At 40.8% G+C, this 15,000-nt stretch carries 12 protein-coding genes and 1 pseudogene; 10 read left to right on the top strand and 3 right to left on the bottom strand.

Features of this window, described 5'->3' with window-relative positions:
• Positions 1 to 40: 40 nt before the first annotated feature.
• The 6 genes from IGJ15_RS13535 to sufB all read left to right on the top strand — a co-directional run bounded on the left by IGJ15_RS13535 (position 41) and on the right by sufB (position 6,035).
• On the top strand, positions 41 to 583 hold the full coding sequence (locus tag IGJ15_RS13535) for a GNAT family N-acetyltransferase (RefSeq protein WP_010748768.1): 543 nt from the start codon (positions 41 to 43) through the stop codon (positions 581 to 583).
• Between the two features lie 226 nt (positions 584 to 809).
• A complete protein-coding gene (gene sufC, locus IGJ15_RS13530; protein WP_005227367.1) occupies positions 810 to 1,583 on the top strand; it encodes a Fe-S cluster assembly ATPase SufC in 774 nt (257 codons plus the stop codon).
• Between the two features lie 13 nt (positions 1,584 to 1,596).
• Positions 1,597 to 2,901 (top strand): Fe-S cluster assembly protein SufD, encoded by a 1,305-nt coding sequence (sufD, locus tag IGJ15_RS13525; protein ID WP_010748769.1) that lies wholly within the window; start codon positions 1,597 to 1,599, stop codon positions 2,899 to 2,901.
• Positions 2,898 to 4,142 carry a cysteine desulfurase gene (locus IGJ15_RS13520; protein WP_010748770.1) on the top strand — a complete coding sequence of 415 codons (1,245 nt, stop codon included), beginning with the start codon at positions 2,898 to 2,900 and terminating at the stop codon, positions 4,140 to 4,142. Before sufD ends, IGJ15_RS13520 begins: the two co-directional genes overlap by 4 nt.
• Entirely contained in the window at positions 4,120 to 4,614 is a 495-nt protein-coding gene (gene sufU, locus IGJ15_RS13515) for a Fe-S cluster assembly sulfur transfer protein SufU (RefSeq protein ID WP_005232105.1), read from the top strand. The genes IGJ15_RS13520 and sufU overlap by 23 nt, the downstream gene beginning before the upstream one ends.
• 29 nt (positions 4,615 to 4,643) lie before the next feature.
• A complete protein-coding gene (gene sufB / locus IGJ15_RS13510; RefSeq protein ID WP_005232103.1) occupies positions 4,644 to 6,035 on the top strand; it encodes a Fe-S cluster assembly protein SufB in 1,392 nt (463 codons plus the stop codon).
• Positions 6,036 to 6,168: 133 nt separating this feature from the next.
• On the opposite strand, the pseudogene IGJ15_RS13505 reads toward sufB, so the two are convergent.
• Positions 6,169 to 7,462: pseudogene (locus IGJ15_RS13505) on the bottom strand (ISL3 family transposase).
• 319 nt (positions 7,463 to 7,781) lie between these two features.
• Positions 7,782 to 8,852 (bottom strand): MATE family efflux transporter, encoded by a 1,071-nt coding sequence (locus IGJ15_RS13500; RefSeq protein WP_230209419.1) that lies wholly within the window; start codon positions 8,850 to 8,852, stop codon positions 7,782 to 7,784.
• 390 nt (positions 8,853 to 9,242) lie between these two features.
• Here IGJ15_RS13500 and IGJ15_RS13495 point away from each other — a divergent pair, with 390 nt between their 5' ends.
• Together IGJ15_RS13495 and IGJ15_RS13490 are read left to right on the top strand one after the other, a co-directional pair.
• Complete coding sequence (locus tag IGJ15_RS13495) at positions 9,243 to 9,758, top strand: hypothetical protein (protein ID WP_008377855.1); 516 nt, start codon at positions 9,243 to 9,245, stop codon at positions 9,756 to 9,758.
• A gap of 13 nt (positions 9,759 to 9,771) precedes the next feature.
• Positions 9,772 to 11,058, top strand: a complete 1,287-nt coding sequence (locus IGJ15_RS13490; RefSeq protein WP_010748775.1) for a hypothetical protein — start codon at positions 9,772 to 9,774, stop codon at positions 11,056 to 11,058.
• A 270-nt stretch (positions 11,059 to 11,328) separates the two neighbouring features.
• Here IGJ15_RS13490 and IGJ15_RS13485 read toward each other — a convergent pair whose 3' ends face one another.
• On the bottom strand, positions 11,329 to 11,637 hold the full coding sequence (locus tag IGJ15_RS13485) for a hypothetical protein (protein WP_010748776.1): 309 nt from the start codon (positions 11,635 to 11,637) through the stop codon (positions 11,329 to 11,331).
• A gap of 892 nt (positions 11,638 to 12,529) precedes the next feature.
• On the opposite strand from IGJ15_RS13485, the gene IGJ15_RS13480 reads away from it, so the two are divergent.
• Positions 12,530 to 14,224: a DUF2075 domain-containing protein gene (locus IGJ15_RS13480; protein WP_010748778.1), complete on the top strand. Its 1,695-nt coding sequence runs from the start codon at positions 12,530 to 12,532 to the stop codon at positions 14,222 to 14,224.
• Positions 14,187 to 14,522 (top strand): nucleotide pyrophosphohydrolase, encoded by a 336-nt coding sequence (locus IGJ15_RS13475; RefSeq protein WP_010748779.1) that lies wholly within the window; start codon positions 14,187 to 14,189, stop codon positions 14,520 to 14,522. The genes IGJ15_RS13480 and IGJ15_RS13475 overlap by 38 nt, the downstream gene beginning before the upstream one ends.
• Positions 14,523 to 15,000 lie beyond the last annotated feature (478 nt).

Genomic DNA, 15,000 nt, shown 5'->3' with positions numbered 1-15,000 from the left:
AAAGGAGACGACTTTTTTTAGGAGAAAGGGGGGCTTGAAGATGGCAGAAACAGTCACACTTCAACCGATTACGGAAGAAATGATTGCTGAACTTTGGTCGATCAGCTATGGGCCTAAGGCAGATTTAGAATGGAAAAAATGGGACGGACCGTATTTCCAAGACCCCGTGTTGACGTGGGAAGAATTTCGAACGGGGTTTGGTGCTAGCTGCATCGACAACCCGTTACGTAAAGCGATCAGCTATCAAGGAAGAATCGTGGGGATCGCGACCGCTTACTGGGAAGACAATACCTTGCAGCAGTGGTTGGAATTCGGGATAGCCATCTATGATGCTTCCCTTTGGAATCAAGGGATTGGCAGCCAAGCAATTCGCCAGTGGATCAATGAGTTGTTTGAATCACAGCCTCATATCCAGCGTGTCGGTTATACCACGTGGTCGGGCAATCACCGCATGATGAAACTAGGAGAAAAGCTAGGGATGACCAAAGAAGCCCAGATCCGCAAAGTCCGTTTCTGGGAAGGCACCTATTATGATTCCATCAAGTATGGCATCTTGCGAGAAGAATGGGCACAGCAGAAGTGAAGGTAGGGGATGCGACAGCCAATGTCGTATTCCTTTTTCTTTTTTACAACAAATCAAAAAAATTTCTAGCATTACAGACAATAACCATGTACTATCTCTATGTAATACTTTATAATAATTCCAATGTACAGATTAGAAATATTTTAAAAAAGTCGGGAATAGCGTTTGAAGTTCATTCTCAATTAGTCTAAAATAGTGAGAAAGAAAAGATACTGGAGGGAAAGAAATGTCAGTTTTAGAAATCAAAAATCTACACGTCCAAATCGAAGATAAAAAGATCTTAAAAGGCGTTGACTTAGTGTTAAAAACTGGAGAGATTCATGCCATCATGGGACCAAACGGTACAGGGAAATCAACCTTGTCCGCTGCCATCATGGGCAACCCGAATTATGAAGTGACAGAAGGGGAAATTTTGTTCGACGGCGAAAACGTCTTGGAAATGGAAGTGGATGAGCGAGCTCGTTTAGGTCTGTTCTTGGCGATGCAATACCCAAGCGAAATTCCAGGCATCACCAATGCAGAATTCATGCGGGCAGCGATCAATGCCAAACGTGACGAAGACGACAAAATCTCTGTCATGGATTTCTTGAAAAAATTAGATGAAAAAATGGATTTATTGAATATGCCCGAAGAAATGGCGGAACGCTATTTGAATGAAGGCTTCTCTGGTGGAGAAAAGAAACGAAATGAAATCTTACAATTGTTGATGCTAGAGCCAACCTTTGCGATTTTGGATGAGATCGACTCTGGTCTAGATATCGATGCCTTGAAAGTCGTAGCAAAAGGCGTCAATGAAATGCGCGGCGAAGGCTTTGGCGCTTTAATCATCACCCATTACCAACGTCTGTTAAACTACATCACACCAGACGTGGTTCATATCATGATGGAAGGCCGTGTCGTGATGACCGGTTCGGCAGATTTAGCCAAACGCCTAGAAGCAGAAGGCTATGCTGGGATCAGTAAAGAGTTAGGGATCGACTACAAAGAAGAAGAAGCGTAAGGAGGCAAGGTAAATGGCAAAATTACAGGATTATCTTGAACAAGTCAACGTTTTTTCAGCGTTAAAAGAAGAGCCTGAATGGATGTTGGAATTACGCCAAGCAGCCCTTGCGAAAGTGGATGAACTTGCGTTTCCAAAAATCGAGCGGGTGCGTTACGAGCGTTGGCCATTGTTCAATATCGACGAACAAGCACTTGCTGGTGAGTACGCTTTGTCAGAAGAAGAAGTGGCAGGCGCAGTTCCCGCCTTTGACGCGATGGATAACCATCCGACCCTCGTTCAGTTTGATGACACCACCATCTTTGAGCAATTACCGCAAGAGTTGATCGACAAAGGCGTGATCTTCACTGACTTGTTTACAGCAATGAAAGAAGTACCAGAGTTGGTCAATCAATACTACATGACCAAAGCAGTGCCAATGGATGAAGATAAAATGACCGCAGCACATGCGGCGTTTATGAATAGCGGCATGTTCTTGTATGTACCAAAAAACGTGGTGATCGAAGAACCCCTTGAAGCGATTTTCTATCACAATGGCAATAGTCAAGCGCATTTCTTCAAACACATTTTGATCGTTGCTGATGAGCACAGTGAGTTCAGCTACTTGGAACGTTTCCAAACCAAAGGCGACCAAGCGAAAAAACTGTCTGGCAATATCGTAGTGGAAGTGATCGCCAAAGCAGGTGCGAAGGTCAAATTCTCTGCGATTGATCAGTTAGGTATCAACATCACTACGTACATGAATCGTCGCGGCTACGTATTACGAGATGCGATGGTAGATTGGGCGATCGGAGTCATGAATGACGGCGACGTCGTGGCGGACTTTGATTCTGATCTTGTAGGCGAAGGCGCGCATTCGGAAGTCAAAGCGGTCGCAATCAGTGCTGGGCGTCAAACACAAGGAATCGACACCCGTGTTACCAACAAAGCACCGCATTCCATTGGCCATATCCTGCAACACGGCGTCATTAGAGAACGCGGCGTCTTAACCTTTAACGGTATCGGACACATTTTAAAAGGAGCAAAAGGGGCGGACGCGCAACAAGAAAGTCGGGTCTTGATGCTTTCTGACCAAGCCCGTGGCGATGCCAACCCAATCCTTTTGATCGACGAACACGAAGTAACAGCCGGACACGCAGCCAGTGTGGGACGGGTCGATCCAGAAGAAATGTACTACTTGATGAGTCGTGGGCTGCGCAAAGCAGAAGCGGAACGTTTGGTGATTCGTGGTTTCTTAGGCTCCGTCTTGACCGCGATCCCAGTCAAAGAAGTGCAACAAGAATTGGTTGCCGTTATCGAAGGGAAGTTACTCGCATGATCGATGCCCAAAAAGTGAAACAAGCGTTTCCCATCTTGGATCAGCTCGTAAATGACGAACCATTGATCTACCTCGACAATGCCGCCACTACGCAAAAACCAGAGGCGGTGCTGCAGGCGATCACCGATTATTACCATCAAGACAATGCCAACGTTCATCGTGGGGTCCATACCCTCGCAGAACGGGCGACCCATTCCTATGAAGGCGCACGGGAAAAAGTGCGCCGCTTTATCCATGCGAATGAAACGGCGGAAGTGCTGTTTACTCGAGGGACGACCACTGGTTTAAATTGGGTCTCCCGCAGCTACGGCGACCGTTTTGTCAATGAAGGCGATGAAATCGTGATTTCCTATATGGAGCATCACTCCAATATCATCCCTTGGCAACAATTAGCAGCCCGAAAAAAAGCTACCTTGAAATATATCCAGCTGACGCCAGAAGGCACCTTGGACATGGAAGATGCCAAGAAACAGATCACAGACAAAACCGCCATCGTTTCGATCGCTCACGTTTCCAATGTTTTAGGCGTGATCAATCCGATTGCGGAGCTAACCAAATTGGCGCATCAGCACCAAGCCGTCATGGTGGTGGATGGTGCTCAGGCTGTTCCACATATGGCAGTTGATGTCCAAGCACTGGATTGTGATTTCTATGCCTTTTCTGGCCATAAAATGTGCGGACCAACTGGCATCGGTGTCTTATACGGCAAACGGCAATGGCTGGATCAGATGGAGCCCGTCGAATTTGGCGGTGAAATGATCGATTTTGTCCATCTGCAAGAAAGCACGTGGAAAGAACTGCCGTGGAAATTTGAAGCGGGCACACCCAATATTGCCGGCGCGATCGGCTTAGGTGCAGCGGTGGATTACTTAACAGAAATCGGCTTAGAAAACATCCACGCCCATGAAGCAGACTTAGCTGCCTACGTTTTGCCCAAACTGCAAGCCATTGAAGGTTTGACCATCTATGGTCCCCAAGAAGCAGCAAAACGCACGGGAGTGATCGCCTTTAATCTAGCTGGCATCCATCCTCATGATGTTGCCACCGCTTTAGACATGGAAGGCATCGCGGTACGGGCAGGTCATCATTGTGCCCAACCCCTCTTGAGCTATTTGCAAGTCCCAGCGACTGCACGGGCCAGCTTTTACCTGTATAATACAAGAGAGGACGCCGATCGACTGGTTGACGCCATCAAGCTGACGAAGGAGTTTTTCCAACATGGCACTAACGAAATTAGATAATTTGTATCGACAAGTCATTCTGGATCATTCCAGCCACCCACATCATCGGGGCACCTTGGATGATTCAACGTACAAAGTCGAATTGAATAACCCTACCTGTGGCGACGTGATCCACTTGGAGCTCGCTGTCGAAGGAGACACCATCAAAGACATCGCGTTTACTGGCGAAGGCTGTTCCATCAGTACCGCCAGTGCATCCATGATGGGGGATGCGATTATCGGTAAGACACTAGCAGAAGCTGGTGAACTATCAGGCTTGTTTTCTGAGCTCGTCCAAGGAAACGACATTCCCCAAAGCGATCGCTTAGGCGATGCTTCCATGCTTGGAGGTGTGGCGAAGTTTCCTGCACGCATCAAGTGTGCGACTTTAGCTTGGAAAGCATTAGAAAAAGCCATTGCTGCCGACAGTACACAAGCATCTGTCAGTCACAGCCACGCCAATGAATCTGACACTGAAGAAACCAGCGAATAGACAACCGCACTACAAAAGGAGTGAGAACCATGGGTGTACCCGAATTAGAAGAATATAAATTTGGCTTCCACGATGACGTGCAGCCTGTTTTTAGTACCGGCGAAGGATTGACCGAAGACATCGTCCGTGAAATCTCACGGGTCAAGCAAGAGCCAGAATGGATGCTTGAGTTCCGCTTGAAGTCTCTTGAAGCCTTCAACAAGATGCCCATGCAAAACTGGGGCCCAGACCTGTCTGACATCGATTTTGATGCCATCAAATATTACCAAAAACCAAGTGATCGTCCTGCCCGTGATTGGGATGACGTACCAGAAAAAATCAAAGAGACCTTTGAACGCATTGGCATTCCAGAAGCCGAGCGGGCATACCTGGCTGGCGCTTCTGCTCAATACGAATCAGAAGTCGTTTACCACAACATGAAAGAAGAGTTTGAAAAACTTGGCATCGTCTTTACCGATACCGATTCAGCCTTGAAGGAATACCCTGAGCTGTTCAAACAATACTTTTCAAAATTAGTCCCACCAACCGATAACAAGCTTGCTGCTTTAAACTCAGCCGTTTGGTCAGGTGGTACCTTTATCTATGTACCAAAAGGCGTTCGTGTCGATGTGCCATTACAAACCTATTTCCGGATCAATGCCGAAAATACCGGTCAGTTTGAACGCACATTGATCATCGTTGACGAAGGCGCCAGCGTTCATTATGTTGAAGGCTGTACCGCCCCAACCTATTCAAGCAATAGTTTGCACGCAGCCATCGTTGAAATTTTCACCCTAAAAGACGCTTACTGCCGCTACACCACCATTCAAAACTGGTCAGACAACGTCTATAACCTAGTAACCAAACGGGCCAAAGCCTTAGAAGGTGCTACCGTTGAATGGATCGATGGCAACCTAGGTGCCAAAACAACCATGAAATACCCAAGTGTGTATCTTGATGGCAAAGGCGCACGGGGCACGATGCTTTCCATTGCCTTTGCAGGTGCCAACCAAATCCAAGATACTGGTGCAAAAATGATCCATAACGCACCAAACACCTCCAGCTCCATCGTCTCAAAATCAATTTCTAAAGACGGCGGTGCAGTAAACTATCGTGGACAAGTCACCTTCGGCAAGAAGAGCGCAGGCTCTATCTCCCATATCGAGTGTGACACTATCATCATGGATGACCTATCGAAATCCGATACCATCCCATTCAATGAGATTCACAACAGCCAAGTGTCCCTAGAACACGAAGCCAAAGTCTCCAAAATCTCAGAAGAACAACTATACTACCTAATGAGTCGCGGCCTCTCCGAAAGCGAAGCAACCGAAATGATCGTCATGGGATTCGTCGAACCATTCACCAAAGAATTACCGATGGAATACGCAGTCGAATTGAACCGGTTAATTAGTTATGAGATGGAAGGTTCTGTGGGGTAATTGAATTGCATAAGCTAGAAATGCCTATTTGAAGGCGTTTCTGGCTTTTTTTGCTCTTTGTCAATAAGGACTGATGAGTTGTGCAAAATCAAATCTGGGTCAGAATGAACTACATTCTGGCTCAGATTTTTTGTTATCTTACATTGATTATTTGATTGATCAAAAAGATTCTAATTCTCATGTTCTCGGATGATTTAAATCCGTAGGATACTCGTTTCATTGTCTTTATGTGGGTATTCTTCGCTTCTATTTTCCATTGGAATAAGGTTAGATCATTGCGTTGGTAATGCCTTCTTCATAGGTCAGAAGGTTTTGAAGCTTCTCCCGAAAGCCACCATCTAACGTTTCTGGAAGTTCTGCCAATAAGGAGAAAAATAAGTCAGGGTCTTTGTCTCGAAAGGCTTCAACTAATTCATGAAAAATGGGATACGCCTCCTTTAGGGGCGTAGAAAACTCAAGCAATCGATCAATCATCATTTCTTCAGTATGAAATGGGTATTTTGGTGCTCGGAAACTTTTCCATGTTTTGTATTCATAATGGTTGATGTTTGCACGATTTTTTAGCAAAAAGCGCCAGTTCTTTTTCAGTTTTTCTGCCTGGCTTTTCTGTCCTGCTTTACGAAGTTCATTCATTTCACGGATACGCAACTCATTGAACGCTTGATTCATGTGTTTGACAATATGAAACCGATCAATCACTACTTTCGCATTTGGCAGAACACGTTTGGTGAGCTGGAAGTAGGCGGCGTTCATGTCTGTCACCAAGAATTCTACTTCTTCTGGATTGGTACAACCTAAGAAATAGCTTGTTAATCGAGGTAATTTACGCATAGGCAAAACATCTATTAATTTTCCTGTTTCGCCATCTGCGCAAATAAAGCTCATTTTATCTTCTATGGAAGCATGCGAGCGAAATTCATCAACCATCAATACTCTGGGGAGAATCTTCTTAGATTGCTTTGGCAAATAGCTTTTAAACTCTTTCAATGTACGAATAACGGTGGTCAAAGATACCTGACAGCTTTTCGCAATAAAAGATAAAGATACTTTTTCAGTCAGTAAAGAAGCAATTTTATATCTAACATGATTTGCGATTGAATGTCTGGGTTGGACAAAATAACTTTGAGTAGTCCAATGGGTGCGGCAGTTTTTACAGGTATAGCGCTGCTTTTTTAGGCGCATAACCAAAGGCATATGATTGCATTGTTCAAAACGGACAATCGTTTCCTTCTTCCCATTTTTCACTATAATTGCTTTCCCGTTTCCATCTACCACAGTAGAACCACAACTTCTACAAGCTCGAGGAGTAGGCGAGAGAACAGCATCGACGACCAACGTCTTTTTCTTCTGAAGGGTCTCGTAAGAGACCTCTGTAATCATCAAATCTTTCTCTATTATTCTCAGCATTTTTTGATAGAATCATTCATATAGCATATCGTCCTCTCAGTTTGTTTATTTTGTGGTGATTTAATCATACTAGAGAACGATATGTTTTTTAATATCTAAAATGAAAATGGGGCTGAAGAATCAATTCTGATTCATCAGTCCCATAAATTATAGAGCCCTTTTTTCATGTGAAAACAATTACCACTTACGTCAACGTATGCTGATACCATTTCTTCCCTCAAAATCGCAGCAAGAAAATCAGGCCCCGAACGCCCCATTCGATGGTCATCACGACATAAATCCCTGTCAATCCAAAAACAAAACGATACGAGCCAAGTACCCCATACCAATCCGGAAAATTTAAATCGAAAGCAGCGAAGCGATGGTCGTGAAGTTGGTATCGCCAGCAGCGCGCAATGCAGCAGGCAAAATGAAGACAATGCTCCAAGTTAGAAAGTGCATCACGATGGCAATCAAATAAAGCCGATAAATCGCTGGAACAATAACTGCCGGCGGATTGAACAGGCGCATCCCATATGAAAAGAAGGGCAGCAGACTTAAGTTAATCACAAGAAACGCCACCATACCAGTCAAAACAAAGGCCTTCGTAAACTTCTTGGCGTCTGCAATATTGCCCCGTCCAATACTTTGGCCCACGATTGGCACAAGTGATGTGGCCAAGGCGCTAGGAATGATTTCTAAAATCTGAATCCCTGAAGACGCAATCGCGTTGGTAGCAATCACATTGGTTCCAAAACTGACGATCATTGTTTGGATAATGATTTTTCCGCCATAAAAAAACAAAGAGTCAGCAGCAAAGGGAATACTGATCTTTAACACTTTGCTGATGACTTTCATGCGAATATGCATAAGTCTTCTTTCTTTAATATAAAGAGCCCGCGATTGATGCGCAATGTGTAGACAGCAAAGAGCAACCCAATCATCCCCATGCCTAATACATGCAAAAAGAGAATATTGAAGACAATGTAGACAAAGTTCATTAGCAAAGACAATTTTAAATGAGGCCTTCGTGTGGCCAATCCATCTCAAACTGCCATTGGTTCCTTCTAATATTGCTTGCAATCGGTATGAGGCCAATAGACCCAACAAATAAATCTTGGCATGGTCCAAAACCAGCGACTCTGCTTGTCCGAATAACAACTGCAAGATACCTTTCTGAAAAACAGCAATCAAAATACTGACTGAACAGGCCAAAAAGACGGTACCGTAGACTGTGCCACTGCACACTTTGCTATGTTGTTTGCGCTCTTTTTTGGCGAAATATTGTGCCATCAAGACTGTTCCACCCAATCCGACAGCAGTAAACGTATTGACCAAGAAGAAATGCAAACTGCCAACCATACTGACCACACTAACTGTTTCTGTACCAGCGGAGCTGATCATCGCTGTATTGACAAAATTAAAACTCACAAGAAAAAATTAATCGAGGATCACGGGTAACACAAGAGCGAGGATAAACGGATAAGCAATATCTTGCCCGAAATAAACATTCTTTAGCCAATTGCCGCTATGATGCAGGATAGACTTGATCATATTCAACGAGGACACACCTTATATTTAATTTTGCACACGGTTTCATTTTTATGCTATCGTTTATGGTAGCTTATGTCAATGTGGAATAAGTCGCAGGATGTGCAAATTGGCGAAATTGTAAAGGTTTATCTCGGATTTTTTATCACCTGACAAAAAGGATTAGGTGTTTTATGAAAAAGACAGTGGAAACGCAAAATATACCTTGCTACGACTGAAAGTAAAGGCTATTATAATCTTGTTAATAAATAAAATAAGGGTGGTAAAAAAATGAAAGAGTACCAAGATATTATGGGTAAATATCAGAAACAAAAGCAATACTATAAAAAAGTCATAGTAGTATCTATCGGATTGATCCTACTAGCAAGCCTCATCGTTTTTTTAGATGTGGTAAGAATCAATCCTTTGCTTGTTTATTTGGTGGGAATGAGCACTGCTCTTTTTTATGCAAATAAAACTCGTGTTGAAAGTAAATCATATGCACAATTAAAAAAATATTTGCGAAAAGCAAATCCAAAATTATTACAACAAGAAGCGCTTGTCTTTTTTATTGACCAACAACTCAATAAACTTCCTCAAGAAGAAGCAAGTGGTCTTTTTGATTGGTTAGCAGAAGAAAAAAAATGGCAAGACAAGAAGGAACGGTCATATTTCCATGGAAAAGTGGATGAATTGCGTGCGTATTATTTGTTCCTCAACGATATGACCGATGATGAAGAGAATGGGGAAATCACTTTGGATACATTTCGGGCATTAGGAATAAACAAATATAAAGAGTTGGTCTAATAGGAGAGAAAGAATGAAATTAAGAAAAGAGTTATTAGGGATTGTTTTGGCTTTTTCAATGACAGGGATCATTGCAACCTCTGTGAATGCAAATGCCTACCAAGATGTCTATGATCAGCAAGAAAAACAAGAACAAAAAATCAATAAATTGCTTCAATCAGTGTTTATCTCAGAAGATGAACAAAGCACATTAGAACATGAATTGACCTCGTTTGATCAAGTGAAGGATCGTGAAAATAGACAAGGTTTATTGGATTTGATTGCGCAAAGTGAAGCAACGCTCGCAAAAGTTGAAAAGAATGTGTCATCTGCAGAAGCCAATGCCGTTAAAACAGAACTTAGCCAAATCAAAACACAACTAAATGCGTTGGCTAAAAAAAGCGATGAAGCGTTTATTACCAAAGATGATCAAACGCAAATCAATGAAATCACAGAGAAGTATCAAACGGTATTTGGAACCAGTGAGATTACACCTGTCAGGTCTTTAGCAAATGAAGTAACAACACTGGCTAAAGCAGTCGAGAGGCATCAAAAAGAACTGATTTCTCTAGTTGATAAGCTCAAAGAAGATAACAAAGCAACAGATACATTGCTGAAAAAAGACTATTTGTCAGAGCGCGATAAAAAAGACTTAACGCAAAACAAAGCAGTCAACCAAACATTTTTCGAAGATGCAGATGAAAAGACAGCTGTTGAAGAACGACAGAGTGATTCGGCGAAGCTGATTGAAAACATCAGGCAAAAGCAAGAAGCGACTGCTAAAGAATTCAAAGACTATGAATTTAAAGCCAAATCACTGATTAAAGAAACAACATTATTGCTTGATGATGGTGATCTTACGAAGGATGAAACAAAAGAGCTTACAACTGCGAAAACAACTCTGGAAGATTCATTGGCGTTGAAAGATTACTCACCAGGTACCTTAAAAGATGACTTTGCTGCATTGGATAGTCAATATGACAGTGCAAAGACAAGCAGTGACAAACGGATCGCTGATAAGAAGAAAGAAGCCGAAGCGGCTGCAAAAGCTGAGCGTGAGAAACAGGCCAAAGAACAAGCAGAAGCCGCAGAGCAAGCGAAAGCTAATGAGGAAGCAAATCAGGCGAATGCCAACCAAGCCACCCCATCTCCTTCATTGGTTGGCGAATGGTACCAAGCACCTGCAGGGTATAAGTTCTTGAAGGTCGAAAGTGGCAAGACCTATGGACAAGTAAAGATTCCAGAGAACTTCACGTTGATTACAGATTCAGAAGCACAGAGTTATAGTCCGGGTCATGGTAACGGATATGCGAAGCAATAATGAATAGCCACGCCAGACAGACCAAATTTGAGTATTTGGTCTGTTTTTCTATATGCAAAAAATAAACGAATAATAACGATGTAACAGATGCCTTTGTTTTCGTTCATCAAAATACTACCTTATTAATAATTGGAATAATTTTATCGTAAAGTAATAGTTTTAGAATATTCGGACTGTTTTCTCGTCCAAAAAGAAGTTGGCAAATCGAAGAAAAAAACTGATTGATAACGGTATCAATCAGTAAGAGCTTAAAACGATCGAAGATTAGTATTACTTAGCATCGTTTTCTTTAAAGTAGTCATCAATGTAATCCTTAATTTTTTCAAAGTCTTTAGTCAGAAAAAATTTAGAAGGGACTTTTATGATGGGGAGGTTATTTTCATTATCAAAAGGAGCGAATGGCTCAGGAAATACCAAGTAATCAACAGTATCTTTATCTCTCAGATAATTGATTGAAACATCGTAAAACGGTGAAAAATAGTCTTTGAGGCTTGTGTCTCTTTGATAAAGAACACCTGGAGTTAATGGTGTGTAAGATAATCCATTGCTCAAAACTAAGACAAAACAAATTCTTTTCATAAAAAATCACCTTTCCTTTCGACTAGATACTAGCGTCATCTCAACAGTGAAGGATTCGTTATTTATTTGGTAAATCTAATTTAATAAGCAAATGGATAAAAAGTAGTGAGTAATAGAAAAAGGATTCAGTCGTTGGCTAAAAGGGAACCAGCAATCACAAGTTGTTCCTTTACTTTAAAAAACAAGAGATAGGAAAATACCAAGAACAATTATGATTAAGATTTCTAATGCTCCTTCCAAAAATAAATTGTTGTTTTTTAAAAATATCGTTTTCTTTTTATAAGGAAACCAAAATGACTGGTTTGCATAGTCTGGCGGATATACGGAATCTAAAATACCACTGATAAAAAGTAATGGAATAGCTTTGAAAATATTGTCATGGAAGGCTAAATAAATATAGTATGTTAATAAAGAAATTTGAGCGATCCGCAGATATCTTAGGCTGGTAACTGTATGGTTCATCAAATCATCCTTTCGTAAATGATTATCGCATATTGAATGGTTTAGTCAAATTAAAATTATAAAATATTTATTTATTTTAATATTGAAAAATAAATTATTTTAAATTAATAAACAATTTATAAATATCCTAAACAGAGGATGTTTAATGAATTGTCAAATGGGATTTTCAGCTATTTATTTTAGAACGTCTTAGAGAGGATTCGTTTGAAAAGAGTTTCAGGATAATAGGTTAGTCTATTAAATCATTAGCAAAGTATGCACGTTGGACGAAATTAGTAGATTAATCAACAGCGATTTTTTTAGATAATGGTTATTTTGCTAAAACAAAAAATTACCAATTTTGTCTTTAATGCTTTAAGAGCAAAATATACAATGATATACTAAAATAAATAACCTTAATGGAATAGACACTAAACGGAGAATCTAAAATATGACCAACCAACTAATCATAGAAGATCATCATTTCAAGAAAGGTGAGCTATCTAGCATAACGACGGCATATATCGATCAGTACCCAGTCGTTTACATACTCTACAACCGAAATGAAAAGAAAAGACCTGTTGCGTACATTGGTCAAACGGTTCAAGTGAACAAACGATTGAAACAGCACTTGAATAACTCTAAGCGCAAAGAAATTAAAGAAGTCTTACTGATTGGGCATGAAAAATTCAATCAATCAGCGACCTACAATATCGAAACCAATTTGATCAATCACTTCATTGGGGATGAGCAGTTTCAGTTACAAAACGTCAGTCAAACAAGACAGGTGCAGATGCATCAGTATTATGAAAAAGAGTATTATGATGAAGTGGTCTTCCAAGAGTTATGGGAAGAATTGCAAAGGCGTCAGTTGGCGAAGCACTCAATCGATACGATTCGCAACAAAGATGTATATAAATTATCCCCTTTTAAAGAACTGACGCCAGAACAGTTAGATATAAAACTTGAAATCATTGAGTACTGTAAACAAGCGATTCAGCAGGATGAAATACAAAAAGTCTTGATGATCGAAGGAGAAGCTGGAACGGGAAAGAGCGTCTTATTGGCATCTCTCTATAACACCCTTCAAGACTATACAAAATCAGAGTCTGTATTAAAAGGCACTGATAATTATTTGCTGGTCAACCATTCAGAGATGTTAAAAACCTATCATACAATGGCAGAAAGTTTGCCAAATTTAAAAAAGAATCATATGTTAAAGCCAACTTCTTTTATTAATAAAACAGATAATCAGAAGTTGCACCCAGACATCGTTATTGTGGATGAAGCCCATTTGCTTTTAACGAAGAAAGACAGTTATAACAGTTTTCACTATGAAAACCAACTAGAAGAGATTATCAAGCGAGCAAAAATCACGATTTGTATTTTTGATCCGAAGCAAGTATTGAAAATCAAAAGTTACTGGGATCAGGACAAACTGGATCAGTTTCAGAAAAGGTACAATGCTTCTCGCTTTAAGCTAAAAGATCAATTAAGAATGAAAAGTAGTCCACAAATAATTCAATGGATCGATGATATCGTAGAAAAACGTGTAACACCGATTCCAGAATCAACAGCATCTTTTGAGCTTCAGATTATGGAAACCCATGATGCGTTGAAGAATAAAATCTTTTCTCTCGATAAAAAGGAAGGTCTGTCACGGATCATCTCAACATTCGATTATGTTCATAAGAAAGACGGAGCTTCATATCTTGTAGAACCTGGTGGGATCAACCTGCCCTGGAATACGACCGATACGAAGCGAACATGGGCGGAGCGACCAGATACAATCAGTGAAGTCGGGTCAATCTACACCGTCCAAGGCTTTGATTTAAACAATGTAGGAGTCGTCATTGGTCCTTCCGTTGATTACGATCCAGAGACCGACCAGCTTATCATCGATATCGATAAATATGAGGACAAAGGGGCGTTTACGGGACGTGACGATATGAACCAAGAATTGACGAAGAAAGCCAAAGAAACGATCATCCTTAATTCATTGAATGTATTAATGAAACGAGCAATCAAAGGGCTTTACATCTATGCAATCAATCCCAATCTGCGCCAAAAACTCATAACCCTACAAAACGAAAGGAGCCAGTCCTACCATGCAAAACCAACCCTCTTCAATGGAACGGATCAATAAATTCCGAGATGATCGCAATTGGCGACAATTCCATAATGAAAAAGATCTAGCTATTTCTATCTCCATCGAAGCCGCCGAATTGTTGGAGATTTTTCAATGGAAAACATCTGAAGAAGCCACTCAAGATTTCGAACATCTAAAAGAAGAAATTGCCGATGTTCTGATTTATTCCTATATGCTGGCAGACAATTTGGGTCTTGATATTGATGAGATCATCAAAGAAAAGCTGGAAAAAAACAACATGAAGTATTCGGTGAAAGAAAGTAAAGATTCGAAAAAGAAGTATAATGAATTGTAATAAAAAGAAGCAAGGACGCTGCAAGTTCTTGCTTCTTTTTTTGATGGAATAGGAGCAACAACGGCTTTCTGAATTCATCAGTAATTGGTTACGAACATCAAAAATCTGTCATAATTGAGAAAGTTGAAGATAACTTCAAATTGGTTACAATTTTTCGGAAATTTGAAGATAACTTCAAATAAGCCCAATTTTTTATAAAGAATGAAGTTAGACCTACTGTCTGCAAGAGCAAAAACAAGATTATCCTATCCGAAAATGAAGACAAGATTATCGGGAAAAAATCGGCAACAATGAAGGTCATTTTCTATGAAAAATATTTCTCCCCAAAACCTAAAAAACCTATTGCCCCCCAAGCCCACTTACTGTATAGTAAACAAGAATATTCTATGAAAATAACCAAAAATAACCAATTAAAAAGACTTTGTTATTGAAAATTGCGCTTAAACGATGCCGCAAACGGAATGTAAGAAGGAGAAAA

It is taken from the genome of Enterococcus sp. AZ079 (assembly GCF_050547255.1).
GTDB classification, from domain to species: Bacteria; Bacillota; Bacilli; order Lactobacillales; family Enterococcaceae; genus Enterococcus_D; species Enterococcus_D casseliflavus.
This window is presented reverse-complemented; position numbering and strand designations above follow the sequence as displayed.

What these genes read in the sequence shown, in the direction of transcription:
- IGJ15_RS13535 (WP_010748768.1), top strand. Translation starts at nt 41, where the DNA reads ATGGCAGAAACAGTCACACTTCAACCGATTACGGAAGAAATGATTGCT.
- sufC (WP_005227367.1), top strand. Translation starts at nt 810, where the DNA reads ATGTCAGTTTTAGAAATCAAAAATCTACACGTCCAAATCGAAGATAAA.
- sufD (WP_010748769.1), top strand. Translation starts at nt 1,597, where the DNA reads ATGGCAAAATTACAGGATTATCTTGAACAAGTCAACGTTTTTTCAGCG.
- IGJ15_RS13520 (WP_010748770.1), top strand. Translation starts at nt 2,898, where the DNA reads ATGATCGATGCCCAAAAAGTGAAACAAGCGTTTCCCATCTTGGATCAG.
- sufU (WP_005232105.1), top strand. Translation starts at nt 4,120, where the DNA reads ATGGCACTAACGAAATTAGATAATTTGTATCGACAAGTCATTCTGGAT.
- sufB (WP_005232103.1), top strand. Translation starts at nt 4,644, where the DNA reads ATGGGTGTACCCGAATTAGAAGAATATAAATTTGGCTTCCACGATGAC.
- IGJ15_RS13495 (WP_008377855.1), top strand. Translation starts at nt 9,243, where the DNA reads ATGAAAGAGTACCAAGATATTATGGGTAAATATCAGAAACAAAAGCAA.
- IGJ15_RS13490 (WP_010748775.1), top strand. Translation starts at nt 9,772, where the DNA reads ATGAAATTAAGAAAAGAGTTATTAGGGATTGTTTTGGCTTTTTCAATG.
- IGJ15_RS13485 (WP_010748776.1), bottom strand. Translation starts at nt 11,637, where the DNA reads ATGAAAAGAATTTGTTTTGTCTTAGTTTTGAGCAATGGATTATCTTAC.
- IGJ15_RS13480 (WP_010748778.1), top strand. Translation starts at nt 12,530, where the DNA reads ATGACCAACCAACTAATCATAGAAGATCATCATTTCAAGAAAGGTGAG.
- IGJ15_RS13475 (WP_010748779.1), top strand. Translation starts at nt 14,187, where the DNA reads ATGCAAAACCAACCCTCTTCAATGGAACGGATCAATAAATTCCGAGAT.